Source organism: Streptococcus sanguinis (assembly GCF_050234405.1).
Taxonomy (GTDB): Bacteria; Bacillota; Bacilli; order Lactobacillales; family Streptococcaceae; genus Streptococcus; species Streptococcus sanguinis_W.
In genome coordinates this window covers 1,423,406-1,449,741 of sequence record NZ_CP092117.1, presented here as the reverse complement: position 1 = coordinate 1,449,741, position 26,336 = coordinate 1,423,406, and the positions used below count along the sequence as shown (strand labels likewise).

Sequence of the window (26,336 nt, the reverse complement as noted above, 5' to 3'; positions counted from 1 at the left end):
CTTGGTATCTTAAATATGCTAGTAAGTTATAAGTGGTTAAAAGAGTTAGTAGACATTGATGTGGCGAGCGCTGAGCTGGCTGAGAAAATGTCAACGACAGGAATTGAAGTGGAAGGTGTAACATCACCAGCTGCTGGCCTGTCTAAAATTGTTGTTGGTGAGGTGGTATCATGTGAGGATGTTCCTGATACCCACCTGCATGTCTGTCAAGTCAATGTCGGAGAAGAGGAGAACCGTCAGATTGTCTGTGGTGCTCCAAATGTTCGCGCAGGCATCAAGGTCATGGTGGCTCTGCCAGGTGCTCGCATTGCGGACAATTATAAGATTAAAAAAGGGAAAATCCGAGGCTTGGAGTCACTGGGTATGATCTGTTCTCTTGGTGAGTTGGGCATTTCTGATTCTGTCGTGCCAAAGGAATTTGCGGATGGCATTCAAATCCTGCCTGAAGAAGCAGTGCCAGGTGAGGAAGTCTTCTCTTATCTGGACTTGGACGATGAGATTATCGAACTTTCCATCACACCAAACCGAGCTGATGCTCTGTCTATGCGTGGGGTGGCTCATGAAGTGGCTGCCATCTATGACAAGTCAGTACATTTTAAAGATTTTCCGCTGGTGGAAAATGAAAAGCAAGCAGCTGACAGCCTTTCAGTAGCCCTTGAGACAGAGAAAGCCCCTTACTACGCAGCTCGTATCTTGGAAAATGTCACCATTGCCCCAAGTCCTCAATGGCTGCAAAATCTCCTCATGAACGAAGGAATCCGTCCGATTAACAATGTAGTGGACGTAACCAACTACATCCTGCTCTACTTTGGTCAGCCCATGCATGCCTTTGATTTGGATACTTTTGAGGGTGACCAGATTGTCGTGCGGGAAGCGCGTGCTGGTGAAAAACTGGTGACACTGGACGGCGAAGAGCGCGAGCTGGAAGTTAGCGACCTAGTCATTACTGTGGCAGATAAGCCAGTTGCACTGGCTGGTGTTATGGGCGGAGCAGCGACCGAAATCTCTGGCCAGTCCACTCGTGTTGTTCTGGAGGCAGCAGTCTTTGATGGTAAATCAATCCGCAAGACCAGCGGTCGCCTTAACCTGCGCTCAGAATCATCTTCCCGCTTTGAAAAAGGGATCAACGTAGCAACTGTTAATGAAGCTTTGGATGCTGCAGCAAGCATGATTGCGGACTTGGCAGGTGCAACCGTTCAGGCTGGTATCGTATCCGCTGGTAGCTTAGACACTAGCGATGTAGAAGTGACATCCAGTCTAGCGGATGTCAACCGAGTTTTGGGAACAGACTTGCTTTATACAGATATCGTGGATGTCTTCCGCAGACTTGGTTTTGGCTTGTCAGGAAGTGCTGAACAGTTCACTGTCAGTGTACCTCGCCGTCGCTGGGACATTTCAATCGAAGCAGATCTCTATGAGGAAATTGCCCGCATTTACGGCTATGACAAATTGCCAGCTAGCCTGCCAAAAGATGATGGGACTGCTGGTGAATTGACTGCAACGCAACAACTGCGCCGTCAAGTACGGACCTTGGCAGAAGGAGCAGGGCTGACAGAAATCATCACCTATGCTTTGACGACTCCAGAAAAGGCGGTTGAGTTCACTCTCAAACCTAGCAACTTGACTGAGCTCATGTGGCCAATGACAGTGGAGCGCTCTGTTCTTCGTCAGAACATGGTTTCTGGGATTTTGGACTCTCTAGCCTACAATGTAGCTCGTAAAAACAAGAACCTAGCCCTCTATGAGATTGGAAAAGTCTTTGAGCAGACTGGCAATCCTAAGGAAGACCTGCCAAATGAAATCAATAGCTTTGCCTTTGCTTTGACAGGTTTGGTTAATGAAAAAGACTTCCAGACCAAGCCAGTAGCAGTTGATTTCTTCTATGCTAAGGGTGTAGTGGAAGCGCTCTTTACTAAGTTGGGCTTGACTGCTGAATACGCGGCTAGCAACCAGATTAAGAGCCTGCATCCTGGGCGTACTGCCTTAATCTCTATCAATGGCCAGACTGTCGGCTTTGTCGGCCAAGTCCATCTTGCGACAGCCAAGGCTTACGATATTCCTGAAACTTATGTGGCTGAGCTCAACCTGTCTGCTATAAAAGAGCAGCTCGAGCCAGCACAGCCATTTACAGAAATCACTAAATTCCCAGCTGTCAGCCGTGATGTGGCCCTCTTGCTCAAGGCTGAAATCACGCACCAAGAGGTCCTTGATGCAATCCAAGCAGCTGGTGTTAAGCGCTTGACCGATATTAAGCTCTTTGATATCTTCTCTGGTGACAAGCTAGGTGTCGGCCTCAAATCCATGGCCTACAGCCTGACTTTCCAAAATCCAGAAGCTAGCCTGACTGACGAAGAAGTGGCTAAATACATGGAAAAAATCGAAAAATCCCTGACCGAAAAACTCGGTGCAGAGGTGCGTTAATGAACGATTCCCCAGTCATGTGATTGGGGATTTTGATTAATACTCTTCGAAAACCTATTCAAATCATAGTTGATTTGCAGTTTCGCTTAGCTTTCTGTCTTGGCAAGCTTATTACTGGGTTGCGAGCAATGATGTAGACGAAACGAGGAGTATTCGAAATTGAAAATCAGTAGGAAAAGTAATCATGGAAAATTCAAACCAAATATCCCAATGTCAGACTCTTTGGGCTAGAAAAAAGTATCTGGTTCTCAGTCATTCCAGTAAGGTCTATCTGGAAATCCGCCAATACCTGAAAAGTGACTCGGTGGAAGTGGCACATGTTCAAGGCTTGATTGACCAGGCGGTAGCCCTGCCTGAAAACCGCGGTCAGGTCAGCAATGCCTTTCAGCATGTTTGGGGCTATTTTAAGAAAAAAGCTAGTACAACTGAAAAAGAAGATTTTATGCATCTTTTGCTTCGATATCAATCAGGTCAGGCTGAGCAGAAAGACTTGGTAAGAGCTGTAAGGGACCTGCTAGTCAAGTATCCCAATCCTTATCTGCAGCAGTCGACCTTGTTATTTGAGGATGAGGCATGAAGCTCTGAAATCAAGGGGAAGAATAAGCTTGCTCGTCTAGTAGCTTTGAGGGGTGTAGATGATAAGAATAATTTGTTAGGCTCATAAACAATATTATTTTGACTGGTTTCGATAAAGGCTCCACCTCGCGCAAAACGTGTCTTTATGGTATGATTGGAGAAAAAATGTTTTTTACTTATCAGGGAAATAAATTATATTATAAAGTGATTGGTCAAGGAAAGCCAGTCTTAGCAATTCATGGTTTGGGCTGTTCATCTGAATTGATGGAAGGATGTTTGGAACCTATTTTTGAGAAACATGCTGACTATAAAAGGATTTATTTAGATTTGCCTGGCATGGGTAGGTCTGATGCCAATCTTGCTTTTGCAAGTGCGGATGCGATTTTAGAGATGCTCTTGAACTTTATAGAGACTGTAATCAGCGGACACAACTTTCTATTAGCTGGAGAGTCTTATGGTGGCTATCTTGCTAGAGGAATTTTGGCTAAGAAAAGGTCGGAGATTGATGGTTTGCTGCTTATTTGTCCAGTAGTTGTACCCAATCCGCAAGAAAGAATTCTGCCAAAAGACAGCCTGCTAATTAGAGAGGTAGGTTTTGATACAGCAGGCAAAAGCGAAGATTTCGTTGATTTAGCGATTTTACAGACTAAAGAAACTTATCGACGGTTTGCAAAAGAAATCCTAGCAGGGCTTCAGATGATGAATGCTCCCTTTGTCCAAAAGCTGCAAGAAAACTATGCTTTTTCGTTTGAAGTGGATCAAGGGATACAGGAAAAGAGCTATGACAAGCCCAGCCTTTTTATAGCAGGAAAGCAGGACCAAGTCGTGGGCTTCCAGCAGTTAGCCCAGCTGTCTCACTATTATCCAAGGGCAACTCATGCTGTAATGGATCTTGCTGGCCACAATGCACAGATAGATCAAGAGGCTCTCTTTACGGCCTTGGTTGAAAATTGGCTCAAGCGAATTGAACTTTCCTGATACTCCAAGATTTAATATGTTGAACAGATGTAGATGAAACTGGAGTTCATCAAAGAAATCTAATTCAGCCCACAATTGATTTTAAAAGCATAGAAAAAGCGGTCATACCGCTTTTTTTGCTTATTATCCCCAGAATTTCTGGGCGATTTCTTGGCCTTGTTTGATTTTGGCCCATTGTTGTTCAATGGTGAGTTCGTTTCCAGAGTCACAAGAGGCGAAGCCGCATTGGTGGGAGAGCAGGAGACGCTCTTTTGGTAGAACGGTTGCTGCTTTCTCGAGCAGATCTAGGACGCGTTTTTCGTCATCCAATCCTGTCGTCTTACTGGAAAGCAGTCCTAAAACGACTTCTGCATCCTTGTCTTTTAAAGCTGCTAGGGCTGATACATCACCAGCTACATCGCTGTCCCACTCTAGGAAGTAGCGATCATAGTGTTGGTCACGCAGGAACTTTTCCGCAATAGCTTCGTAGGTACCTTCAGCAGCAGAACGGCTTTCGTAGTTGCCACGGCAGTTGTGGGTCCAGACAGTCAGTCCTAGCTCATGAGCGTAGTCTACAACTTCGTTATTAATAGCGACAAACTCGTCTGCCAGGTCAGCCAGACTAGCATTGCCTTCAGCAAAGAAGCTGGCAGGATTGGACTCGTCAAAAAGCTCCCAGAGACAGTCGTCAAACTGGATAATCTGTCCGCCAGCAGCCTTATAGTCGTCCAAAAATTCCTTATAGGCCTGTATCAAGCCTTTTTTCAAATCTTCATTGGTCTCATAAACTTGTCCTGGTCCAGCCAAGCGGTCAAAAACAGCTAACTCAGTATAAGCATGGGCAGGCCCCCAGACAGTCAGCTTAGTATCTTCACCAGCAGCCTCTTCCTTGACTAGCTTATAAATCTCGATAAAGTGATGATTTTTTCCAGAGAGTGGTGCTGTGATGCGGATACCAATATCCTTGCGGGTCTCATATTGCCCGCCGTCGTGGTCCTTGAAGGTATAGCCGTGGTCGGCAATGTAGCGCTCGATTCCCTTAAGTCCCCAGACAAAGTCCAGATGCCACATGGATTTAGAGTATTCTCCATCCGTCAGGATGTCAATTCCCTTAGACTTTTGCTCAGCGATAATCTCCTTGATGTCTGCTGTCTCCGTCTCATGGTAGCCTGGGAAGCTGTCGTAGAATGGATATTGAATATCATCGCGGTGCTCAATTTCTGTTTTATACTGGCGCAGATTTTCTGGGCGCAGAAGAGATCCAACTAGTTGAAATTTTGATTTTGTCATAAGATTTCTCACTTTCATTAGGGATTACGGTCTATTTTATCGAAAATTCCTCGGCAAATAAAATAGTTAATTATACTGGTAGAGTATAGCCGAAAACTATTGCTAGCGCTTCCTGAAATTTGTCTTTCAAGATCAAAGAATCTTCTCCATCACTGTTTCCTGAGCCTGAAGCCCTAATCGCTCATAGAAACGCAGGGCTCCAACATTGTCGTTCCAAACATTGAGAGTCAGATTATAGCAGCCGATTTTTCGAGCATAGTCTTCTGCAAAGCGATAAAGCTGCTCGCCGACCTTTTGCCTTCTGGCTTTCTCATCCACACATAAGTCCTCAATAAAAAGTGTTTTGATGGGATTGAGTATAGGACTGACAGGTTCCTTGATGGAGCAAAAGAGGTGACCGAGGATTCCTCCAGTTTCATTTTCAAAGACAAAAATAGGGGTGGATTCTTGACCCAGAATCTTCTCTAATTCTTCATTGCTAAACTTGCTGCCCTTGGCCTTGAAAATGTCCGGACGAGCCTGATGGTGGACAAGCAAGATTTGCTGAAGGAGTTCTTGGAGTTCAGGAATATCGCTGACTTGGGCTTTTCTGATTGGCATAATCTTCTCCTTTTATCTTTTTAAGAATCATTATACGACAGGGAACTATTTTGTCAAGTTAGCTCGGGAAACCTATCAGAACAATTGGCGTCTGAATAGCAAAGTTCAGTCAGAGTGAGTCATTTCCTTTAGATGTATTTTCCTTATGGTAAAAACTGCTTTTTCTTGACAAATGAAACAGACAAGTGTAGAATATAAGTATAAACTACAAATGTAGAAAAAGGAGAAAGCGATATGACTATTACAAAAAAAGCCTTTATCGGAATTCTATCTCTGACAGCAGCAGTCCTATTAGCTGCCTGCTCAGGCAATACCAACCAAGGAGGGAATACTAGTTCATCACAGAATACACAAGGCCAAACATCACAATCTGCACAAAATCAGACTTCGCAGTCATCAGCTGCATCATCCTCTAATCAGCCTTCATCATCATCAAATGCAGGGCTGGCTACTAATCTAGACGGGCGCTATCAAGCAACCGACCATGATGGTGACCAGCATGTCCTAGAAATCAATGGTACGACTGGTACTTGGACTGAGACTGAGGTTGATGGTGATAAGGAGATCAAGCAGGTACAAGTAGATGCTGCTAACCAAAGACTGATAGTTGGTGATGATGCTAAAAGCTATCGCCAAAATGGCAATCAGCTGATTGTGGACGAATTGGATGATGATCCAGATACTCTGACCTTTACCAAGCAGTAAAGCGCTTCTCATTCTGCTCAGGACAACAGGATGAGCAGTGAGGGAATCAAACTAGGAAACTCTGAGAAAGGAGTTTCCTTTTTTATAAGAATTTTATCGTAAATGATACCCAAAATTTGACTTATGGGGTGCCCTAAGTTGTATAATAGTTACTATAAAGATATCAAAGGAGAAGAAACGATGAAATCAGCAGTTTATACAAAAGCAGGTCAAGTTGGGCTCGCTGACATTGACCGTCCGGAAATTATTGAGGCAGATGATGCCATTATTCGGATTGTTCGGACCTGTGTCTGTGGCTCTGACCTATGGCGCTACCGCAGTCCAGATATTGAAGCAGGCCATCAAAATAGCGGGCATGAAGCGATTGGAATTGTCGAAGAAATCGGAGATGCAGTAACGACTGTTAAACCTGGTGACTTCGTTATTGCTCCCTTTACTCATGGATGCGGGCAATGTGATGCCTGCCTAGCAGGATTTGATGGCACTTGTGATTCTCATATTGGGAATAACTGGTCAAATGGGGTGCAAGCTGAGTATATGCGCTTCGAATTTGCTAACTGGGCTCTTATCAAAATTCCGGGCCAGCCCTCTGATTATACAGAAGGCATGCTCAAATCACTCTTGACATTGGCTGATGTCATGCCGACGGGTTACCATGCTGCGCGAGTGGCAGATGTTAAGCCTGGTGATAAGGTGGTCGTGATTGGTGACGGAGCTGTGGGGCAGTGCGCTGTTATCGCTGCTAAAATGCGTGGTGCTTCCCAAATCGTTCTTATGAGCCGTCACGAAGATCGACAAAAAATGGCCTTAGAATCAGGTGCGACAGCTGTTGTGGCAGAACGTGGCGAAGAGGGAATTGCCAAAGTGCGTGAGATTCTAGGTGGCGGGGCAGATGCAGCTCTGGAATGTGTTGGAACAGAAGCAGCCGTAGATCAAGCCCTTGGGGTTCTTCACAATGGTGGACGTTTAGGTTTCGTCGGTGTTCCTCATTACAATAACCGTGCGCTCGGTTCTACCTTTGCTCAAAACATTTCAGTGGCAGGCGGTTCGGCCTCTGTTACGACTTACGACAAGCAAATCTTGCTCAAGGCAGTTCTTGACGGTGATATTAATCCGGGAAAGGTCTTTACTTCAAGCTACAAACTGGAAGATATCGATCAAGCTTATAAGGATATGGATGAACGCAAGACCATTAAGTCTATGATTGTCTTTGATTAAATGTAGAAGAAAACAGCCTTGCTGCGGTCTCTTTATGATGGCAGTAGGCTGTTTTTGTTTGGAAGGAAATTCATTCTTTATGCTCTTTGCACCAAGTTATCCATCTTGACCATTCGGCGGCCAGGTGGAGCTGGTGTTCTTTGATAAGGCTGTCTGGACAAAGTCTGGGGAATTCGACGCAGAATCGGGCTTCTAGGCCTTTTTCTGTGTCGCGAAACTGATGGCGAATTCCACCGATATTGCAACCATTCGCTAGACTGGCGGCACCGACAGTTTGGAAGGGATAAGACGCATCACGAGGCTCCTCTATTTCAGCTTCACCACCAAGGTCAAGGAAAAACTGTGTCGGCAGCGGGCTGTTTCCTGCTGTCTCAATGACTTCAAGTATGCCGCCGTGCGGCTGCAAGGCATAATGATCCGAACAGGCACCAAGATTGACTCGTTTATGAACATTTGTCTTTTCTAACATCAACTTTTCTAGCATAATACTGAAAGAAGCGGCACTCAGTCCACTTGCAAAAATCGTTACAACAGCTCTTGTTCGTGGTTTCTTGGACCATTTGGCCGCCCATTTCATCAAAAATTGACTCCATTTGAGTTTGGTTCCGATTTGCTGGATTAGCTCTTCGTATGTCAGCTTCATTTTTGCTTCCGGTAGGGCTTGGTCTAAAATCTCCGTGTTGTCAGTATTGGGCAGCTGTAGATTAAGTATCTTAGCTGCTTTATGGATTCTCTTCTTCCGCCATTGCTCAATTCTTTCTTGACTGACTTCCTTTTGATTGATCATAATCTTCATCTTTTAATCCTCCTGTTCTTGCCTTCTGCTTATATTTATTATATAGTGGGAGCTGGATGGTAGACAAGCATCAATTTTAGAGAGACTGTTGCATTTTGAGGTGAATGGCATGTATGAGAAAAAAAGAAGAAAGACAGAAAAGCAGATAGAGACTAGCTTGCTGCAGCTGATGAAAGAGCAGACTTTTGAGAGCATCAGTATTCGTAAGCTGATTGACTTAGCAGAGGTCAATCGCAGTACTTTTTATCGGCATTATTTGGATAAATATGATCTGCTGGAGAAGATAGAAGACCGCTTGCTAGGTGATTTGCAGACATATTATCAAGAGGCTCTAGAATCTGCCTGCTTGTTCAAGTTAGAAAAGGATTTTAAAGTGAAAGACTTTATCCATGAGAAACAAAATCTTTTTCATTTTTTTGAGCCTTACTTGGAAGACTTAGCCATTCTTTTGGGGCCAAATGGCAGTCCAACTAGTTTGCTGCGATTGCAGGAAGCTTTGAGGGAGATTTTCTGGCAGAGTATTTCCTTGGCTGATCCACATTTAGAGGAGGTTGAGGTGGACTTGCTCCTGAATCATCAAGCCGCGTCCTTTATGGGAACCCTGACTTACTGGCTGGCTCATCCTCGTTATAAGGCTCAGCAAATGAGTGATTTTCATGCTAGGGTGACCGCTGTCGGTCTGGCGGGCTTTGTCAGAGAGCATATGCAGGGGGATTGACAGGATAGTTTTTCCAGCTTGCTTCTTGTATGGTATAATAGTCTCGAATATCTCAAAGGAGGACAGCTTTGTTTTTAGCTTTTAAAGAGATTGTCTACAGTCGCGGACGCTATCGTTTAGTGGTTGCTGTGGTCTTTCTCATTACCTATATGGTTTTCTTTTTATCTAGTCTTTCCGTCGGTTTGGCTAGGCTCAATCGCTTGGCTTTGGACCAATGGCAGGCTGAGTCGATCGTCTTGTCGGAGTACGCCAATAAGAATCTAATAGCTTCGACTCTCAAGGAAGAGGAGTACAGTCGTCTGCTTCAAGGGGACTCAATCGCTGCTTTGGGACAAACATCAGCAGTGGCCAATTATGAAGATGGGACTGATAAACTCAATGCTCAGGTTTTTGGTCTCTCTTGGGATAGTTTTCTGGCGCCTGACATTATTGAGGGACGTCCTGCTGAGAATGCTTATGAAGTTATTGCGGATAAGCGTCTCCAGCAAAAAGGTGTGAAACTAGGCGACCAGCTTCAGCTTAATGGCAGTGAGCGCCTCTATCAGGTTGTTGGTTTCACAGAGGATAATAGCTTCTTTACGCAACCTGTAATTTTTATGGCTCTAGATGATTTCAGGGAATTAAAGTACGGCTCAAGTCAGGTTAAGAATATCAGCGCACTTGTGGTCAAGGATGGTCAGAAGATTGAAGAAGCAGGACTTAGTCAGCTCTCTATGAGTGATTTTATAGAAAATATCCCTGGTTATCAGCCTCAGGTACTGACTTTTTCCTTTATGATTGGGGCCATGGTTCTGATTACATTTTTGGTATTGGGAATTTTTATGTACATCATTACCATCCAAAAGACGCATCTTTACGGTATTATGCGCGCCCAAGGAATTGCCAGTGGGAAGATTATTGCTTCTATTTTTTGGCAGATTTTCATCCTGTCCACTCTGGGAATCAGCTTAGCTGTCTTGGCTCTTTTGGGAACCCAGCTAGTCTTGCCGGCTTCTATGCCTTTTTACAGTGACTGGAGAGCTTATGCTGGATTGATTGTTCTGATTATTTTCATGTCACTGTCTGGCGGACTCTTGTCCATTCATCGGGTTCTGAAAATTGACCCTATCACAGCAATCGGAGGTGAGTAAATGTCAATCATAGAACTAAAAGGGGTTACAAAAGAATATGGTCAGGGGCATACGCTGGTTCAAGCCCTGAAACCAACTGATTTCCAACTGGAAGCGGGGCAGTTTGTAGCTATTATTGGGCCGTCAGGATCGGGTAAAACAACCTTTCTGACCTTGCTGGGCCATTTACAGACTCCCTCAAAAGGACAAATTCTCCTGCATGGGAAAGATACTTCCCAGCTCAAGGAAAAGGAACGGGCAGCCCTGCGCTTCAATGATTTTGGTTTTATTTTGCAGGCCTCCAATCTCATCCCTTTTTTGAAAATCGAGGACCAGTTCCAGCTGATTGATCGCTTATCTAAAAAGGAAAGGACGAATCTAGACAGTCTGATTGAGCTGCTAGATCTACAAGGAACTCTCAAGCAGTATCCGAAAGAATTGTCCGGCGGAGAACGGCAGAGAGCTGCTATCGCTAGAGCGCTTTACAATAGCCCAGATATTATCTTGGCTGATGAGCCGACAGCTAGTCTGGATACAGAGCGGGCTAAGCGCGTGGTCCATCTGCTCAAAGAGGTGACCCAGAAATTCCATAAGAGCGTGGTCATGATTACTCATGATACCCGCTTGCTGGACGAGGTTGATAAGGTTTATGAGATGCAAGACGGAGTGCTGACTCAAGTTCGATAAAGCGTTAGAATGGTTTATGCAATCAAACAGAGAAAAAACAAGGAGAGGACCATGATTCATTATAAAACAAATCCACAGCTGGATTTTGCGGCAGTGCTAGACCTCTATGATTCGGTTGGTTGGAGCAATTACACTAATCGACCTCAGCAGTTAGAGCAGGCCTTCCATCAGTCCTTGTTTGTGATGGCGGCCTATGACGAAGACAGGTTGGTTGGTTTGATCCGAGCGGTCGGGGATGGGCTTACCATTGTCTTTATTCAGGATTTGCTGGTGTATCCACACTACCAGCGTCAGGGGATTGGTCGGAGCCTTCTTCAGCAGACGTTGGGAAGATTTAAGGATGTTTACCAAATCCAACTGGCAACGGAGCAGTCAGATAAAAATCTAGCTTTTTATCGAGAGCTCGGCTTTCGCCGACAGGAAGATTTCGACTGTACTGGCATGATTTATGCACCTAATAAAAATTAAAATTCTAGAGGAGCTTGTTAATAAGCTCCTTTTGCTATGTTTACAAGAGGAAAAGGAATAGAACTAGACCGATGAAAATATTTCGCGGTCTCTTTTGTTTTTCCTTGACAGTTAAATTGTCAGAATTTATAATAAAAGAAGAAAGGTGATAACAGTGTTATCGAATTGAAACCATGAAAAAAGAAACAGATGAGTTAAACGAAAAAATCTTGGAAAGCGCGAGGAGTGAGTTCTTAGCTTATGGCTATCAGAATGCTTCACTGCGGAGAATTTGTCGCGCTGCTGGCTTGACGACTGGGGCTCTTTATAAGCGCTATGAGAGTAAGGACAGTCTCTTTGTTGCCCTGCTTGAGCCTACTCTGACAGCCTTAGACCAGTATGGACAAGAGCAGAAGCGACGTGACTATGCTTTCCTAGAAGAGGGACACCTGTCTGATATGTGGGCCCATCGCTTGGAGGATCTCCAGTCCCTGATGCGGATTCTCTATGAACATAAGGATATTATGCAGCTCTTGCTCTTTAAATCTCAGGGATCTTCGCAAGCGGACTTTAGGATGCGTCTGCCTCATTTGGCTGCAGACGAGACTTATCGCTATTTAGAGCTAGCTTACAAAGAGGGGAAGATCAATCATTTGGTCAAACACGAGTTTCTGCGATCGTGCATGACAGCTTATTACACAGCTGTATTTGAGCCCTTGGCTCAAGACTGGCCCCAAGAGCAGGCGCTGGAATTTTGCCATTCCATCATGGACTTGTTTGACTGGGGAGGTTTGCTAGGTTTTTGATAGAAAGAAGGAAATTCTATGAAGAAAAAATCTGTTCTTGCTTGGATTTGGGACTTTGTTTCCCTTCATAAGATATATTTTATGCTCAGTCTGATCTTTGCCTTTGCCTCTGTGATTTCAGGATTTCTGCCTTATTTCTTTATTGGTGGAATGATTAATCAGCTCTTGGCTGGCAATAAAAACTGGGATTTCTACCTGCAGCAGTCAGCGTGGGCAGGTCTGGCCTGGATTGGCTACTGGGGCTTCCATGGTATTTCCACCATGCTGTCGCATACGGCTACTTTTAAGATTTTAGCGGAAATGCGGCGCCGCCTGACAGACAAGCTAGCTAGGCTGCCTCTAGGTACAGTGCTTAGTCAGTCATCAGGCAGTTATAAAAACATTATCGTTGAGCGAGTGGATGCAACTGAAACGACCTTGGCTCACCTGATTCCAGAGTTTACCGCTGGGATTTTTGGTCCGATTATTGTCCTCATTGCCATGCTGGTCATTGATTGGCGGCTGACCTTGCTGTCTCTCCTGACTATTCCTATTGTGGTATTGGCCTATGTGCGGATGGCTGTCAATAGCGAAGCGGACTATCAAAATACTCTGGTCAAGACCAAAAAGCTCAATGATACAGCGGTGGAATACATCAATGGGATTGAAGTCATCAAGGTTTTTGGCAAGGAAAAATTTTCTTACGATAAGTTTGTCACGGCTGCTAGAGAAGGAGCAGACTGCTTTATTGAGTGGATGCGCAAATTTAATCTAGAGATGGGCATTGTGACTGCTTTTCTGCCATCAGGCTTGCTCTTTCTGCTGCCGGCTGGCTGTTATTTCTATCTGCAAGGTAGTTTGACTGCCGGCAATTTCATTCTAATGATTATTCTTTCGCTCAGTCTTCTGACTCCTCTGATTTTAGTGGCTAGTTACATGGATGATTTACGGAAAATCGGCACTATTTTTGGCCAAGTCATTGATATTTTGGAAAAGCCTGATTCGAAAAGGCCTCAGGAGCTGAGAGAACTTCCAAAAGGAAGGGATCTGGTCATGACGGATGTCAGCTTTGGCTATACAGATGAAGAGGAAGTACTGCACGACATTTCGCTAGATATTAAGGTTGGCAGCATCAATGCTTTAGTCGGCCCATCAGGCTCGGGTAAGTCTACAATTGCCAAGCTTCTAGCTTCTTTCTGGGATGTCAGTTCTGGTCAGCTTACCTATGGTGGCTTGGACATTCGCCAGCTTCCGCTAGATTATTACAGTCGGCAGATTGCTTACGTGACCCAGGATAACTATCTCTTTGATGAGACTATTATGGAAAATATCCGGATGGGAAATCCAGCAGCTTCTGATGAAGAGGTCATCGAAATTGCCCGTCGCTGTGGCTGTTATGACTTTATCATGAACTTAGAAAACGGCTTTGAGACGCAGGTCGGATCTGGCGGCGGGCATCTATCTGGTGGTGAGCGCCAGCGGATTGCCATCGCCCGTGCCATGCTTAAGGATGCGCCGATTCTTATCTTGGATGAAGCGACTGCTTATACAGATCCGGAAAATGAAGCACGGATTCAGTCCAGTCTAGCTCGTCTGATTGAGGGACGGACCTTGATTGTCATTGCCCACAGGCTGTCTACTATTATGAGTGCAGACCAGATAGTCCTGGTCAATGATGGTCGGATTGAAGCTAGAGGACGACATGAAGAATTGCTGGCAACCAGTCCGCTTTATGCTTCTATGTGGCAGGCCCATATTGCTACCAGGGATAGTGGTGAGATGGAAGGAGGGCTGACTCATGATTAATATACTGAAGAAATTCTTTGATTTCTGTACGGCTGAGGACCGTAGGAAATTTTATCAATCCATTTATCTGGGCGTCATCAAGTCCTTTATCATCGCTCTGCGTATTCCAGCAATCGGCCTAGTCGTTATGGGACTGATTGAGAAGAATCTCTCTATGAAGACTTTCTGGCTGGCTCTGGCTATCATGCTTGTATCCACTGTGCTAAACGTCTGGATTACCCTGAAAACCACCATGCTGCAGACGGAAGCGGGCTATCATACCTGTGCTCAGAAGCGGATTGAAATTGCCGAGCACATGCGCTATCTGCCCATGGGTTACTTTAATCAAAATAGCTTGGGCAAGATTACCAGTGTTACGACTAATACGCTGGAAGGGTTGTCTGATGTAGCTACGCGAGTGGTTATGATGACTGTGCAGGGCTTTCTGACGACTGGTCTCATCACTATTTTGGTCTTTCTCTATGACTGGCGGGTTGGACTGGTTCTCTTGGTGGGTCTTGTCCTCTTTCTCCTGCCCAATACCCTCATGCGTTGGCAAGTTGGCAAGGTTTCTGATGACAAGTATCAGGCGGATATGGACCTAGTAGCCGTTGTTTTGGAGTACAGCCAAGGAATTGCTGAAGTAAAGAACTATAATCTGGTCAACCGTTCTGCCAAGAAGCTGTCCAAGGCTATTGAAGGCAAGAGTCGGCTAGATACCAAAATGACACTCGTGACCTCACCTTACATTGCCCTCCAGGGCATGGTGACCAAGCTGACGGGTCTCTTTATGGGGCTTTTCTCTATCTACTTTTATCTCAATGGCAGTATGGAGCTGCTGGTAACCATTATGATGATTGTCAGTGGTTTTATGATTTATGAAAATCTAGACGGCGTTGGCTCTTTCTCTTCTCTCCTGCGTATTGTTGATCTGTCGGTTGATATGGTCAATCAAGTCTTGGCTATCCAGCCGATGGACATCAGAGGTCAGGATATTGAGCCTAAGAGCAGCAGGATTGAGCTGAGAGATGTTAGCTTCTCTTATGGAAATAAGAAAATCATTGACCGGGTTTCCCTCACCATTCCAGAAAAAACGACAACTGCCTTGGTCGGACCATCTGGATCAGGCAAAACAACGCTTTGCAACCTCATTGCCCGCTTCTGGGATGTGGACCAGGGAAGTATTAGTCTAGACGGGCATGATGTTAGGGAATACAGCTATGACAGCCTGATTCGTAATTTCAGCTTTGTCTTTCAAAGCGTCTATCTCTTTGAGGATACCATTGCCAATAACATTCGTTTTGGCAAGCCGGAGGCCAGTCAGGAAGAAGTAATAGAGGCTGCCAAGAAAGCGGCCTGTCATGACTTTATTCTCTCGCTGCCTGATGGCTATGATACCAAGATAGGTGAAGGAGGTGCCAGTCTTTCTGGAGGTGAGCGCCAGCGCATTTCCATTGCTCGGGCAATTATCAAGGATGCGCCTATCATCATTCTGGATGAAGCAACAGCCAATGTTGATCCAGAAAACGAAGAAGCTCTCATGCAGGCTATTCAGGCTCTGACTAGCGATAAGACCATTATCATGATTGCCCACCGACTCAAGACAGTTGAGCATGCAGATCAGATTTTGGTGCTGGATCAAGGCCGCATTGCCGAACAAGGCAAACACCAAGACTTACTAGCTAAACAAGGCATTTACAGTAAGTTTATCCAAGAAAGAAAAACTGCTGCCAGCTGGCGGATTGAGATGGGGGAGTGATAACCTGAAACAGCAAGACACTTGGCTTGCTGTTTTTCATTTATTGGCAAGAATGGTATAATAGTTCATAGTCGTGAGAAGTAGATTAGTGAATTTGGGAGAATATTGAAAAAAGAATAACAAAGAATAAATGATAGCGATATAATCTATCAGCTTGAAAAAAACAAGGAATAAAGATTTTAATTTTAGATGAAGAGGTACCCCATGAACGAAATCAAATGCCCCAACTGCGGGGAAGTTTTTACAGTTAATGAGAGCCAATATAGTGAGCTTTTGTCGCAGGTTCGGACGGCGGAGTTTGACAAGGAGATTCATGCTCGGATTGAGCAGGAGCTGGCTTTAGCAGAGCAAAAATCCCAGAATGCCCAACAAGCTCTCCTATCGCAGAAAGAGCAGGAAATTAGCAATCTTCAAAGTCAAATTGCTCAGTTTGAGACCCAGCAGGAATTGGCAAAGAAAGAGGTGGAGCAGGCAGCTAGTCTTCAATTGCAGGAGAAGGATAAGGAAGTTCAGCAATTGGAAAGTCAGCTGACAACTCTGCGTTTGGAGCATGAAAATCAACTTCAAAAGACCTTGTCTGCGCTGGAAAAAGAGCGAGACGAGGTTAAGAATCAGCTAGTCTTGCAAGAAAAGGAAGCAGTGCTGGCTCAGACCTCGCTCAAAGAGCGCTATGAGGTAGAGCTGCGGCAGAAAGATGAGACCATAGAGTTCTACAAGGATTTCAAAGCCAAGCAGTCTACTAAGATGATTGGTGAGAGTTTGGAACAGCACTGCGAGTACGAGTTTAACAAGAACCGTATGGCCATGTTTCCACGAGCGGAGTTTGGCAAGGACAATGACGCTAGAACAGGCAGCAAGGGTGACTACATTTACCGTGAGGTGGATGAAAATGGTGTAGAAATCCTCTCCATCATGTTTGAGATGAAAAATGAAGGCGATGAGACAGCGACCAAGAAGAAAAACGAGCATTTCTTCAAAGAGCTGGATAAGGACCGGCGGGAGAAAGGCTGTGAGTATGCTATTCTGGTGACACTTCTTGAGGCTGACAGCGAGCTCTACAATTCGGGTATTGTCGATGTGTCCTATGCCTATGAGAAGATGTATGTTATCCGGCCTCAGTTCTTTCTGCCCATGATTACCCTCCTGCGTAATGCTGCGCTTAACTCGCTCCAGTACAAGCAGGAACTGGCCTTGGTTAGGGAGCAGAACATTGATATTACGCATTTTGAGGAAGATTTGGATGCCTTTAAAGTAGCTTTCGCCAAGAACTATCAGTCTGCTTCGACCAACTTTGGCAAAGCAATCGAAGAGATTGACAAGGCAATTCGCCGGATGGAAGAAATCAAGAAATTCCTGACGACCTCTGAAAACCAGCTGCGCTTGGCAAACAACAAACTGGACGACGTCTCTGTCAAAAAACTGACACGCAAAAATCCTACCATGAAAGCTAAGTTTGAAGCTTTGAAAGGAGACTAGGAGGATCCTATGCAGATACGAAAAGCAACCATTAAAGATGCTGAAGCCTTACTGTCTTTATACGAAGACTTGGGCTATCCAACGACCGCTTCTAAGCTGGCTCGACGTTTAGAAACGCTTCTTTCTCAGCCGCATTATGGCTGTCTTTTAGCTGAAAGAAACGGAGAAATTTTAGGTTTCTTAGGTTATGCAAAGCTCTTCTTTTTTGAAGCAGATGGATCTTACTATCGTATTTTGGCTTTGTCAGTTGCAAAAGAAGCAAGACGACAAGGAATTGCTAGTAGGCTAATCGATGAATTAAAAAAACAAGCGGTAAAAGAAGGAGTTAAGGCACTGGCTCTAAATAGTGGATTAACTGCTGAACGAAATGCTGCACATCAGTTTTATCAGGCGGTTGGATTTGAAAAAGTGACTGCCGGCTTTGCTCTGCATTTAAAAAGTCAACATGAATAAACATGATAAAATAGTAAGGGCAACGAAGTAATGTCTTCAACAAAAGGAAAAACCTTATATTTTAACAATAAGAGCATGGACTATGTGACCTTTGGAAAAGGTAAGAAACCTCTGCTCATCATTCCAGGTCTAGGGGATGGTTTGGCGACTGTCAAGGGAATGGTGCAAATGCTTGCCCTAGCTTATAGGGAATTCGCAACAGCATATCAAGTGTATGTTTTTAGCAGAATCAATGAGTTGCCAGAAAATTATACAACACGAGATATGGCGACTGATATAGCTGAAGCATTGGATGTTTTAGGTTTGAAAACGGTAGCTGTCCTAGGAATTTCCCAAGGCGGTATGATTGCCCAATGGTTGGCATCAGATTTCCCAGAAAGAGTTGAAAAATTGATTTTGACAGTTACTACTGCGAAACTGAATAATCTTGGTAGGGAGCGGATTACTCGCTGGCTTGAGTTGAGTCAGACTTGATCCTATAAGGAACTGATGTTGGATATTGCAAGTCACTCTTATACGCCTAAATCCTTTGGAAAGTTTAAATACCTTTATCGAATAATGGGAATCTTAGGTCGCATTAAAGATAAACAGCGGATTGCTGTTCAGGCCATATCTTGCTTGAGACATAATAGTCTGGCAGTTCTGGAAAAGATCAACTGTCCTACACTAGTCATCGGAGCAGAAGAAGATGACGTTCTAGGTGTAGAAGCTTCGCTCGAATTTCATCACCATATCAAAGATAGCCAGCTCACTATTTTGCCAGACTGTGGCCACGCACTCTATGAAAAGCATAAGGATTTCCAAAAAAGAGTTTTAGTATTTTTAGAAAGTTAATCAATGAACGGAATTATCAACCTAAGAAAAGAAGCGGGCATGACCTCGCATGATGCGGTATTTAAGCTGCGCAAAATTTTAAAAACCAAGAAAATCGGTCATGGGGGAACCTTGGATCCAGATGTAGTAGGGGTGCTTCCGATTGCTGTGGGCAAGGCGACGCGCTTGGTCGAGTTTATGCAGGAGGAAGGCAAGGTCTACGAGGGGGAGATTACTCTAGGCTGCTCAACGACGACAGAGGATGCCAGCGGAGACATCTTAGAGCGGACGCCAGTGACAGAGCTTTTAGAAGAAGCCCTTATCGATGAAGCGATGGAGTCCATGACTGGTGAGATTCGCCAGATTCCGCCCATGTACTCTGCAGTCAAGGTCAATGGCCGCAAGCTTTATGAGTATGCTAGAGCGGGTCAAGAAGTGGAGCGGCCAGAGCGGCAGGTGACCATCTATAGTTTCGAGCGCACCAGTCCGATTTCCTATGAAGATGAGCAAGCCCGCTTTCGTTTTCGAGTCAAGTGCAGCAAGGGGACCTATGTCCGAACCCTGTCTGTTGATTTGGGAGCTAAGCTTGGCTTTGCCAGTCACATGTCCCAGCTGACACGGACTTCCTCGGCAGGTATGAGCTTAGATGATGCCTTGACTCTGGATGAAATAGCAGAGCGAGTAGCAGTAGATGATTTTTCCTTCCTCCAACCACTCGAATTAGGAATCGGAGATTTAGTGACGGTTGAGCTCTCAGACGAGCAGGTTGAGGATGTGAGAAACGGTCGTTTTATCAGCTTGATGTCAGAAGAAGCGGATCTAGCTGGCTTTTATAAGGAGAAGTTAGTAGCCATTTTGGAAAAGCGGGAAGCAGCCTACAAGCCCCGCAAGGTCTTCCTTTAATATCCGCAGTAGAATTGTCAAAAGATTGTTACTCTTTTGTAATATGAAATGTGCGCTTGCATGTTATAATAATTTCATTAAACCTCACAAAAGGACAGCAACTGCACAACTGCTGTCCTTTTGTTTTGCTTTTTTTCGATTTTGACAAACGCCCTGACTAGAGCAGTCAAATCTTTTTGAATATTTTGCAGTTTAGCACGGAACGGATATTGTAAAAATAGCAAATGCGTAGTAAAATAGAGGAATGATGATAACCAAGAGAATTATAGATGAAAAAGGGATTGATCAGACAGAAGATACGGTCCTTGTTCTAGGCTATTTCGATGGACTGCATAAGGGGCATCAGGCACTCTTTGAGAAAGCGAGAGAGATTGCAACGGAGCAAGGTCTCAAGATTGCAGTACTAACCTTCCCAGAGTCTCCTAAGCTATCCTTTGTCCGCTACCAGCCTGTTCTCATGCTGCATCTGGCTAGTCCTGAGGACCGGATGGCGCAGCTGGAAAGTCTAGGTGTTGACTATCTTTACCTGATTGATTTTACTAGCCATTTTGCGGGCAATACAGCTCGAGACTTTTTTGAGAAATATGTGTCTCGTTTGCGCGCCAAGGCTGTGGTAGCTGGCTTTGACTATCATTTTGGCTCAGACCGCAAAGAGTCACATGAGCTGAGAGATTATTTTAACGGTAAGATTGTTATCGTTCCTTCGGTTAATCTGGATAATCGGAAGATTTCTTCCACTCGGATTCGGGAGACGATTGCAGCTGGAGATATGCTGAAAACTCAAGAATTGCTGGGCTATCCTTTGTCCACTCGCGGTATCGTGGTTCATGGCAATGCCAGAGGACGGACGATTGGCTATCCAACAGCCAATCTAGCTCCCTTGGATCGAGTCCTTCTTCCAGGAGATGGCGTTTATGTCGCGGATGTTGAGCACAATGGTCAGCGCTATCGCGGTATGGCTAGTGTTGGGAAAAATGTAACTTTTGACGGGGATGAGCTCCGTTTTGAGGTTAATATATTTGATTTTTCTCAGGACATCTATGGCGATACCATTCGGATTTTCTGGCTGGATAAGATTCGCGAGATGGTTAAGTTTGATGGTATTGACAGCTTGATTGCTCAGCTGCAGAGCGATGAACGGATCGCTAGAAGTTGGACTGCTTATCGAAATAGTTGAAAAATTTATATTTTCATGACATTCGGCAGTAATTTTCAAAAAAATATAGTCAAGCCAAATAAAATTTAGTATAATAGAGGTAGTTATTATACAGAATTAGAAGAGAAACGCATGATTACATTATTTTTATCGCCGAGTTGTACTTCTTGCCGTAAGGCGCGTGCTTGGCTGCTAAATCATGAAGTGCCCTTTCAGGAACATAATATCATGACGAGTCCTCTGTCAGCTCCCGAATTGCAACACATTCTTTCTCTGACAGAGAACGGTACAGACGACATTATTTCAACTCGCTCAAAAATTTTTCAGAAATTAGATTTGGATGTGGAGGATTTGTCCATTTCAACCTTGATTCAGTTGATTGAGGAAAATCCCAGTCTTTTGCGACGCCCAATTATTTTAGACGGCAAACGGATGCAAATCGGCTTTAACGAGGATGAAATTCGTGCTTTCCTGCCTCGTAGTTATCGTAAGGAAGAGTTAAGATCCGCAACTATGCGGGCAGATATTCAGTAAAGATGAACAAAAATTATAGTTACCCACTAGATTTATCGTGGAGCACTGAAGAGCTTGCTTCGGTGCTCTCTTTTTTTAATGATGTAGAAGCAGCTTATGAACAGAAAGTCCAAGCGGACAAGCTCTTGAAGTCCTATGCGACTTTCAAGCAAGTTGTTCCGAGCAAGGGCCAAGAGAAGCGAATCGGCCGTGAGTTCGAAAACGTCAGCGGTTATTCGCTTTATCGTGCTGTTCAAGAGGCAAAAAGTAAAGGTAAAGGAAGCATTTCTCTTGGAAAATAAATTTCATTTTGCTAAAGAAATCATCTACCAAGCTGGTGCTTTTTTGAGGGAACATCTCTATGATGATTTGGATGTGAGTAAAAAGACCAGTGCCACTGACTTGGTCACCCAGATGGACCGGAGGGTTCAAGATGATTTGGTGGCTAAGATTCTAGCCCGCTATCCACAGGATGCTATTTTAGCGGAGGAAAATGGACTCCGACACGATATTACTGATGGCAATGTCTGGGTGATTGATCCGATTGACGGAACCACCAACTTTATCACTCAGAAGGCTGATTTTGCTGTTATGATTGCCTATTTTGAAAAGGGCATTGGTCGTTTTGGCTTGATCTATGATGTGACCAAAGACCAGCTCTATCATGGCGGTGGAGACTTTGACGTCTATTGTAACGACCGGAAACTTCCTGCTTTTGAGGATCGGCCTTTTCAAGACTTTCTCATGGCTTCCAATGCCGGTATGCTGCAAGCCAATGATTGGGGCTTGGCAGACTTGGCTCGGGAGTGTTTAGGGGTTCGGGTTTATGGCAGTGCTGGGATCAGCTTCAGCAAGGTGCTTTCTGGTGGCCTCTTGGCTTATTTCTCCTACAACTGGCCTTGGGATTATGCGGCGGCTTCGATTATGGCGGAGAAGCTAGGCTTTATCGTTCAGACCTTGGATGGCAGTCAGCTAAATTTCCAGACTCGGCAACCTGTCATGATGGCACCTAAGTGCAAACTATCAGCTCTGAAGCCTTATTTAGAAAAGGGGAAGCAGTAGATGGACTTTCCTAAAGGTTTTAAAGAAAAATATGAGCAGATTTTAGGTGCAGAAGCGGCGGACTTTTTTGCGACTTTTGACGAGGAGCCGATTTCGGCCTTTCGCAGCAATCCTTTAAAAGAAGGCCAGCAGAATTTCTCAGATGCCATTCCTCAGACAGACTGGGGCTTTTATGGCAAGGTGTCTGGCAAGTCTGCTGAGCATGTGACTGGTCTGGTTTATTCGCAGGAGCCAGCAGCTCAAATGGTAGCCCAGATAGCAGCGCCATCTAAGGGGATGAAGGTCCTAGATTTAGCTGCAGCACCAGGTGGCAAGTCAACTCATCTTTTATCTTTTTTAGATAATACGGGCCTGCTGGTCTCCAATGAAATCAACAGTAAACGCTCTAAAATCTTAGTTGAGAACATTGAGCGCTATGGTGCTAGAAATGTGGTTGTTACCAATGAATCTGCTGAGCGGTTGGCTCAGGTCTTTGAAGGTTATTTTGATTTGATTGTTTTAGATGCCCCTTGTTCGGGCGAGGGCATGTTTCGTAAGCAGCCGGATGCTACCCAGTATTGGACGCTGGATTATCCAGCCCAATGCGCCCAGCTCCAGCGAGAAATTTTAACAGCTGCTATGAGCATGCTTGCCAAGGACGGTCGTCTGGTTTATTCGACCTGTACTTGGGCTCCTGAAGAAAATGAAAACGTCGTTGCTTGGTTACTGGAAGAATTTCCACTTGAACTGATTGATATTCCTAAGATAAACGGGATGACTGAAGGAATTGGCTTTCCTGAGACAGCTCGGATGTATCCACATCGCTTCAAAGGAGAAGGTCAGTTTGCAGCCCATTTTCGCTTTACGGATGAGAATAGCTGCAAGAAGATTAAATCAGCTAAGCATCGTTTGTCGAGCGAGCAAAGAAAACTCTGGCAGGATTTTGAGAGCAAGCATCTAAAAACAGTCTTGACTGGAGAGCTTCAGACCTTTGGGGACAATCTTTATTTGTTGCCAGCTGGATTGCCAGACCTGTCCAAGCTAAAGATTGCTCGTAATGGTTTGCATCTAGGAACGTTTAAGAAGAATCGCTTTGAGCCTAGCTTTGCCCTAGGCTTGGCTATGAAGCCCAGCGAAGTTCTGAATCGAGTTGAAATCAATAATCAGGACTTCAAGAAATATGCTGCAGGCGAGACGATTGAACTGGCAGAAACGAAGCCAAACGGCTGGTACCAAATAGTCCTTGGCGGGAACGGCCTGGGCTTTGCAAAAGTCACTGGAAAAACCCTGAAAAATTATTTTCCAAAAGGCCTGAGATTTAGATAAAATATTAGGAAAAGCTGGTATTATATGATATAGTTGAAGATGTGAATGTATTGAAAAAAAGCTTCTTTCTGCTAAGTAAGAATACTAAAGATACTTCCCATCCTCTTGATTTTATTAAAGGAGAAATCTTTTGAACAAATTGAAAAAATTTGCTTTAGCGCTGACAGCTCTGGGCTTAGGACTCACCTTATCAGCTTGCTCATCTTGGATTGACCGTGGTGAATCTATGACAGCAGTAGGGTCAACTGCTTTGCAGCCTTTAGTTGAAGCGGCAGCTGATGACTTTGGCTCTAACAACATCGGTAAAACAGTCAATGTTCAGGGTGGTGGATCTGGTACAGGTCTGTCTCAAGTGCAGTCAGGAGCTGTTGAAATCGGGAACTCGGATGTTTTCGCTGAAGAGAAGGAAGGAATCAAAGCGTCTGACTTGGTGGACCATAAGGTCGCCGTGGCTGGGATTGCTGTGATTGTCAATAAAGAAGTTGACGTGGATAATCTAACGTCCGAACAGCTGCAGAAAATTTTCACTGGTGAAATCACCAACTGGAAAGAACTGGGCGGTAAGGACTTGGAGATTTCAATTATCAATCGTGCGGCTAGCTCTGGGTCCCGCGCAACCTTTGACAGCGTCATCATGGATGGGAAATCAGCTGTGCAGAGTCAGGAGCAGGATTCCAACGGTATGGTCAAAAATATCGTTTCGCAAACTCCTGGTGCGATTTCTTACCTGGCCTTTGCCTATGTTGACGAGTCTGTTAAAACCTTGAAACTCAATAACTACGAACCAACAGCAGAAAATGTTGCTACCAATAACTGGTCGCTCTGGTCTTATGAGCATATGTATACACTGGGCAAGCCGACCGGTCTGGCTGCTGAGTTTTTGGACTATATGCTGTCAGATGATGTTCAAAAAGGCGTTGTTACCAGCATGGGCTATATCTCAATCAACGATATGAAAGTCAGCAAGGACGCTGATGGGAATGTCACAGCAATAGAAGGAGATTCAAAATGAAAAATGAGGAATTAACCAAAAAGTTGTTATCACCTTCTAAAAATTCTCGCTTGGAGAAGTTTGGTCGCTATCTGACTTTTGCCTGTCTGTCACTGATTGTGGTTATTGTGGCTATGATTCTAATCTTCGTTGCTCAGAAAGGCCTATCTACTTTCTTTGTCAACGGCGTTAATGTTTTTGATTTTCTTTTTGGTGGTGTCTGGAATCCTTCTGGTAAGGAATTCGGTGCCCTGCCAATGATTTTAGGCTCTTTTATCGTTACCATTCTGTCAGCCCTGATAGCAACTCCCTTTGCGATTGGAGCAGCAGTCTTTATGACAGAGGTTTCTCCAAAAGGAGCAAAGATACTGCAACCTGCGATTGAACTTTTAGTTGGTATTCCGTCTGTTGTTTATGGATTTATCGGTCTGCAAATCGTAGTTCCTTTTGTCCGTACAGTCTTTGGAGGTACTGGTTTTGGTATTTTGTCTGGTATTTTTGTGCTCTTTGTTATGATTTTGCCGACAGTAACCTTTATGACGACGGACAGTCTTCGTGCTGTGCCACGCCACTACCGTGAAGCAAGTCTGGCTATGGGCGCAACGCGCTGGCAGACCATTTGGCGGGTAACACTCAAGGCTGCTCGCTCAGGTATCTTTACAGCTGTGGTCTTTGGAATGGCGCGTGCCTTCGGTGAAGCCTTGGCTATTCAGATGGTCGTTGGTAACTCTGCGGTGATTCCAACTTCTTTGACAACACCAGCAGCTACACTGACCTCTGTCTTGACCATGGGAATAGGAAATACCGTTATGGGAACAGTGGACAATAACGTTCTCTGGTCTCTGGCTCTGGTGCTCTTGATGATGAGCTTAGCCTTTAACAGTGTGATTAAACTAATTACAAAAGAAAGAGGTAAGAAAAACTATGCACGCTAAGAAATTAGATAAATTGGCGACTGGTGTTCTCTACACAATAGCGAGTATCATTGTTGCCATCCTTGCCTCTCTCATCCTCTATATCTTAGTTAGAGGTCTGCCTCATGTTTCCTGGTCTTTCTTGACAGGGAAATCCTCTTCTTACCAAGCTGGCGGTGGTATTGGGATTCAGCTATACAATTCCTTCTTCCTGCTGGTGATTACTCTGATTATCTCTGTGCCTCTTTCTATGGGGGCTGGGGTTTATCTGTCAGAGTATGCTAAGAAAGGCCCAGTGACCAACTTTGTCCGTACCTGTATTGAAATTCTGTCTTCACTGCCTTCGGTAGTAGTCGGACTTTTTGGTTATTTGATCTTTGTTGTCCAGTTTGAGTATGGCTTCTCAATCATTTCTGGTGCCTTGGCTCTGACCGTCTTTAATCTGCCTCAGATGACGCGGAACGTCGAAGACAGTCTGCGCCATGTCCATCATACCCAGCGTGAAGCTGGTTTGGCCTTGGGAATTTCCCGCTGGGAAACGGTCCTGCATGTGGTCATACCAGAAGCTTTGCCTAGTATTGTGACAGGGATTGTACTGGCTTCCGGTCGTATCTTTGGTGAAGCAGCAGCCTTGATTTATACAGCAGGTCAGTCAGCTCCGGCTCTTGATTGGTCCAACTGGAATATTTTCAGTGTCACCAGTCCTATCTCTATCTTCCGTCAGGCTGAGACCTTGGCTGTCCATATCTGGAAGGTCAACAGCGAGGGAACAATTCCTGATGGAACGGCTGTTTCTGCTGGTTCAGCAGCAGTTCTCCTGATCTTCATTTTGATTTTCAATCTGGGAGCCCGCAAACTGGGCAGCTATCTGCATAAGAAATTAACCTCTGCTTAAAG

26 protein-coding genes and 1 pseudogene are annotated in these 26,336 nt (G+C 44.7%); 24 read left to right on the top strand and 3 right to left on the bottom strand.

Annotation, left to right across the window (positions count from 1 at the left end):
* Nucleotides 1-15: 15 nt before the first annotated feature.
* From pheT to MFP28_RS07210, 3 genes are all read left to right on the top strand, one after another.
* Nucleotides 16-2,421 (top strand): phenylalanine--tRNA ligase subunit beta, encoded by a 2,406-nt coding sequence (gene pheT, locus MFP28_RS07220; RefSeq protein WP_002906817.1) that lies wholly within the window; start codon nt 16-18, stop codon nt 2,419-2,421.
* A 184-nt stretch (nt 2,422-2,605) separates the two neighbouring features.
* Entirely contained in the window at nt 2,606-2,998 is a 393-nt protein-coding gene (locus tag MFP28_RS07215) for a YbgA family protein (protein WP_002906816.1), read from the top strand.
* Between the two features lie 149 nt (nt 2,999-3,147).
* On the top strand, nt 3,148-3,975 hold the full coding sequence (locus MFP28_RS07210; protein ID WP_002906815.1) for an alpha/beta fold hydrolase: 828 nt from the start codon (nt 3,148-3,150) through the stop codon (nt 3,973-3,975).
* Nucleotides 3,976-4,098: 123 nt separating this feature from the next.
* On the opposite strand, the gene MFP28_RS07205 is transcribed toward MFP28_RS07210, so the two are convergent.
* Together MFP28_RS07205 and MFP28_RS07200 are read right to left on the bottom strand one after the other, a co-directional pair.
* Nucleotides 4,099-5,244 carry a cobalamin-independent methionine synthase II family protein gene (locus MFP28_RS07205; protein WP_032915973.1) on the bottom strand — a complete coding sequence of 382 codons (1,146 nt, stop codon included), beginning with the start codon at nt 5,242-5,244 and terminating at the stop codon, nt 4,099-4,101.
* A 132-nt stretch (nt 5,245-5,376) separates the two neighbouring features.
* The gene (locus MFP28_RS07200; protein WP_002895803.1) at nt 5,377-5,844 is read right to left on the bottom strand and encodes a GNAT family N-acetyltransferase; all 468 of its coding nucleotides are present in this window, start codon (nt 5,842-5,844) and stop codon (nt 5,377-5,379) included.
* A 234-nt stretch (nt 5,845-6,078) separates the two neighbouring features.
* Between MFP28_RS07200 and MFP28_RS07195 the strand changes: the two genes are divergently transcribed.
* Both MFP28_RS07195 and MFP28_RS07190 read left to right on the top strand, forming a co-directional pair.
* Entirely contained in the window at nt 6,079-6,549 is a 471-nt protein-coding gene (locus MFP28_RS07195; protein ID WP_002906813.1) for an SP_0198 family lipoprotein, read from the top strand.
* A gap of 180 nt (nt 6,550-6,729) precedes the next feature.
* Nucleotides 6,730-7,767, top strand: a complete 1,038-nt coding sequence (locus tag MFP28_RS07190; protein ID WP_032915969.1) for a zinc-binding dehydrogenase — start codon at nt 6,730-6,732, stop codon at nt 7,765-7,767.
* A 70-nt stretch (nt 7,768-7,837) separates the two neighbouring features.
* On the opposite strand, the gene MFP28_RS07185 is transcribed toward MFP28_RS07190, so the two are convergent.
* The gene (locus MFP28_RS07185) at nt 7,838-8,563 is read right to left on the bottom strand and encodes a hypothetical protein (protein ID WP_002906811.1); all 726 of its coding nucleotides are present in this window, start codon (nt 8,561-8,563) and stop codon (nt 7,838-7,840) included.
* Nucleotides 8,564-8,672: 109 nt separating this feature from the next.
* On the opposite strand from MFP28_RS07185, the gene MFP28_RS07180 reads away from it, so the two are divergent.
* From MFP28_RS07180 to pstA, 19 genes and pseudogenes are all read left to right on the top strand, one after another.
* Nucleotides 8,673-9,281 carry a TetR/AcrR family transcriptional regulator gene (locus tag MFP28_RS07180; RefSeq protein WP_002906810.1) on the top strand — a complete coding sequence of 203 codons (609 nt, stop codon included), beginning with the start codon at nt 8,673-8,675 and terminating at the stop codon, nt 9,279-9,281.
* A 68-nt stretch (nt 9,282-9,349) separates the two neighbouring features.
* Nucleotides 9,350-10,411 (top strand): ABC transporter permease, encoded by a 1,062-nt coding sequence (locus MFP28_RS07175; protein ID WP_002906809.1) that lies wholly within the window; start codon nt 9,350-9,352, stop codon nt 10,409-10,411.
* Nucleotides 10,412-11,077, top strand: coding sequence for an ABC transporter ATP-binding protein (locus tag MFP28_RS07170; RefSeq protein ID WP_002906807.1), 666 nt, complete (start codon nt 10,412-10,414; stop codon nt 11,075-11,077).
* A 51-nt stretch (nt 11,078-11,128) separates the two neighbouring features.
* The gene (locus tag MFP28_RS07165; RefSeq protein ID WP_032915962.1) at nt 11,129-11,545 is read left to right on the top strand and encodes a GNAT family N-acetyltransferase; all 417 of its coding nucleotides are present in this window, start codon (nt 11,129-11,131) and stop codon (nt 11,543-11,545) included.
* Between the two features lie 173 nt (nt 11,546-11,718).
* Nucleotides 11,719-12,330, top strand: a complete 612-nt coding sequence (locus MFP28_RS07160; RefSeq protein ID WP_002906803.1) for a TetR/AcrR family transcriptional regulator — start codon at nt 11,719-11,721, stop codon at nt 12,328-12,330.
* A gap of 18 nt (nt 12,331-12,348) precedes the next feature.
* The gene (locus MFP28_RS07155; protein ID WP_002906800.1) at nt 12,349-14,115 is read left to right on the top strand and encodes an ABC transporter ATP-binding protein; all 1,767 of its coding nucleotides are present in this window, start codon (nt 12,349-12,351) and stop codon (nt 14,113-14,115) included.
* Nucleotides 14,108-15,853 (top strand): ABC transporter ATP-binding protein, encoded by a 1,746-nt coding sequence (locus MFP28_RS07150; protein ID WP_002906799.1) that lies wholly within the window; start codon nt 14,108-14,110, stop codon nt 15,851-15,853. The genes MFP28_RS07155 and MFP28_RS07150 overlap by 8 nt, the downstream gene beginning before the upstream one ends.
* 204 nt (nt 15,854-16,057) lie before the next feature.
* On the top strand, nt 16,058-17,329 hold the full coding sequence (locus tag MFP28_RS07145; protein WP_032915959.1) for a DUF2130 domain-containing protein: 1,272 nt from the start codon (nt 16,058-16,060) through the stop codon (nt 17,327-17,329).
* Nucleotides 17,330-17,338: 9 nt separating this feature from the next.
* On the top strand, nt 17,339-17,782 hold the full coding sequence (locus tag MFP28_RS07140; protein WP_002906795.1) for a GNAT family N-acetyltransferase: 444 nt from the start codon (nt 17,339-17,341) through the stop codon (nt 17,780-17,782).
* Between the two features lie 30 nt (nt 17,783-17,812).
* Nucleotides 17,813-18,616 (top strand): annotated as a pseudogene (locus tag MFP28_RS07135) (alpha/beta fold hydrolase).
* A gap of 3 nt (nt 18,617-18,619) precedes the next feature.
* Nucleotides 18,620-19,498, top strand: a complete 879-nt coding sequence (gene truB / locus MFP28_RS07130) for a tRNA pseudouridine(55) synthase TruB (RefSeq protein ID WP_002906789.1) — start codon at nt 18,620-18,622, stop codon at nt 19,496-19,498.
* Between the two features lie 247 nt (nt 19,499-19,745).
* Nucleotides 19,746-20,675, top strand: coding sequence for a bifunctional riboflavin kinase/FAD synthetase (locus MFP28_RS07125; RefSeq protein ID WP_317627895.1), 930 nt, complete (start codon nt 19,746-19,748; stop codon nt 20,673-20,675).
* A 111-nt stretch (nt 20,676-20,786) separates the two neighbouring features.
* The gene (locus MFP28_RS07120) at nt 20,787-21,188 is read left to right on the top strand and encodes a Spx/MgsR family RNA polymerase-binding regulatory protein (RefSeq protein ID WP_002906786.1); all 402 of its coding nucleotides are present in this window, start codon (nt 20,787-20,789) and stop codon (nt 21,186-21,188) included.
* A 2-nt stretch (nt 21,189-21,190) separates the two neighbouring features.
* Nucleotides 21,191-21,469: a UPF0223 family protein gene (locus MFP28_RS07115; protein ID WP_002906784.1), complete on the top strand. Its 279-nt coding sequence runs from the start codon at nt 21,191-21,193 to the stop codon at nt 21,467-21,469.
* Nucleotides 21,459-22,229, top strand: a complete 771-nt coding sequence (locus MFP28_RS07110; RefSeq protein WP_032915956.1) for an inositol monophosphatase family protein — start codon at nt 21,459-21,461, stop codon at nt 22,227-22,229. The genes MFP28_RS07115 and MFP28_RS07110 overlap by 11 nt, the downstream gene beginning before the upstream one ends.
* Complete coding sequence (locus tag MFP28_RS07105; protein WP_002906781.1) at nt 22,230-23,534, top strand: RsmF rRNA methyltransferase first C-terminal domain-containing protein; 1,305 nt, start codon at nt 22,230-22,232, stop codon at nt 23,532-23,534. It abuts the gene before it with no gap.
* Between the two features lie 130 nt (nt 23,535-23,664).
* A complete protein-coding gene (locus tag MFP28_RS07100) occupies nt 23,665-24,546 on the top strand; it encodes a phosphate ABC transporter substrate-binding protein PstS family protein (protein ID WP_002897767.1) in 882 nt (293 codons plus the stop codon).
* Complete coding sequence (pstC, locus tag MFP28_RS07095; RefSeq protein WP_002895771.1) at nt 24,543-25,460, top strand: phosphate ABC transporter permease subunit PstC; 918 nt, start codon at nt 24,543-24,545, stop codon at nt 25,458-25,460. Before MFP28_RS07100 ends, pstC begins: the two co-directional genes overlap by 4 nt.
* A complete protein-coding gene (pstA, locus tag MFP28_RS07090) occupies nt 25,450-26,334 on the top strand; it encodes a phosphate ABC transporter permease PstA (RefSeq protein ID WP_002895770.1) in 885 nt (294 codons plus the stop codon). The genes pstC and pstA overlap by 11 nt, the downstream gene beginning before the upstream one ends.
* The last annotated feature ends 2 nt before the right edge of the window (nt 26,335-26,336 follow it).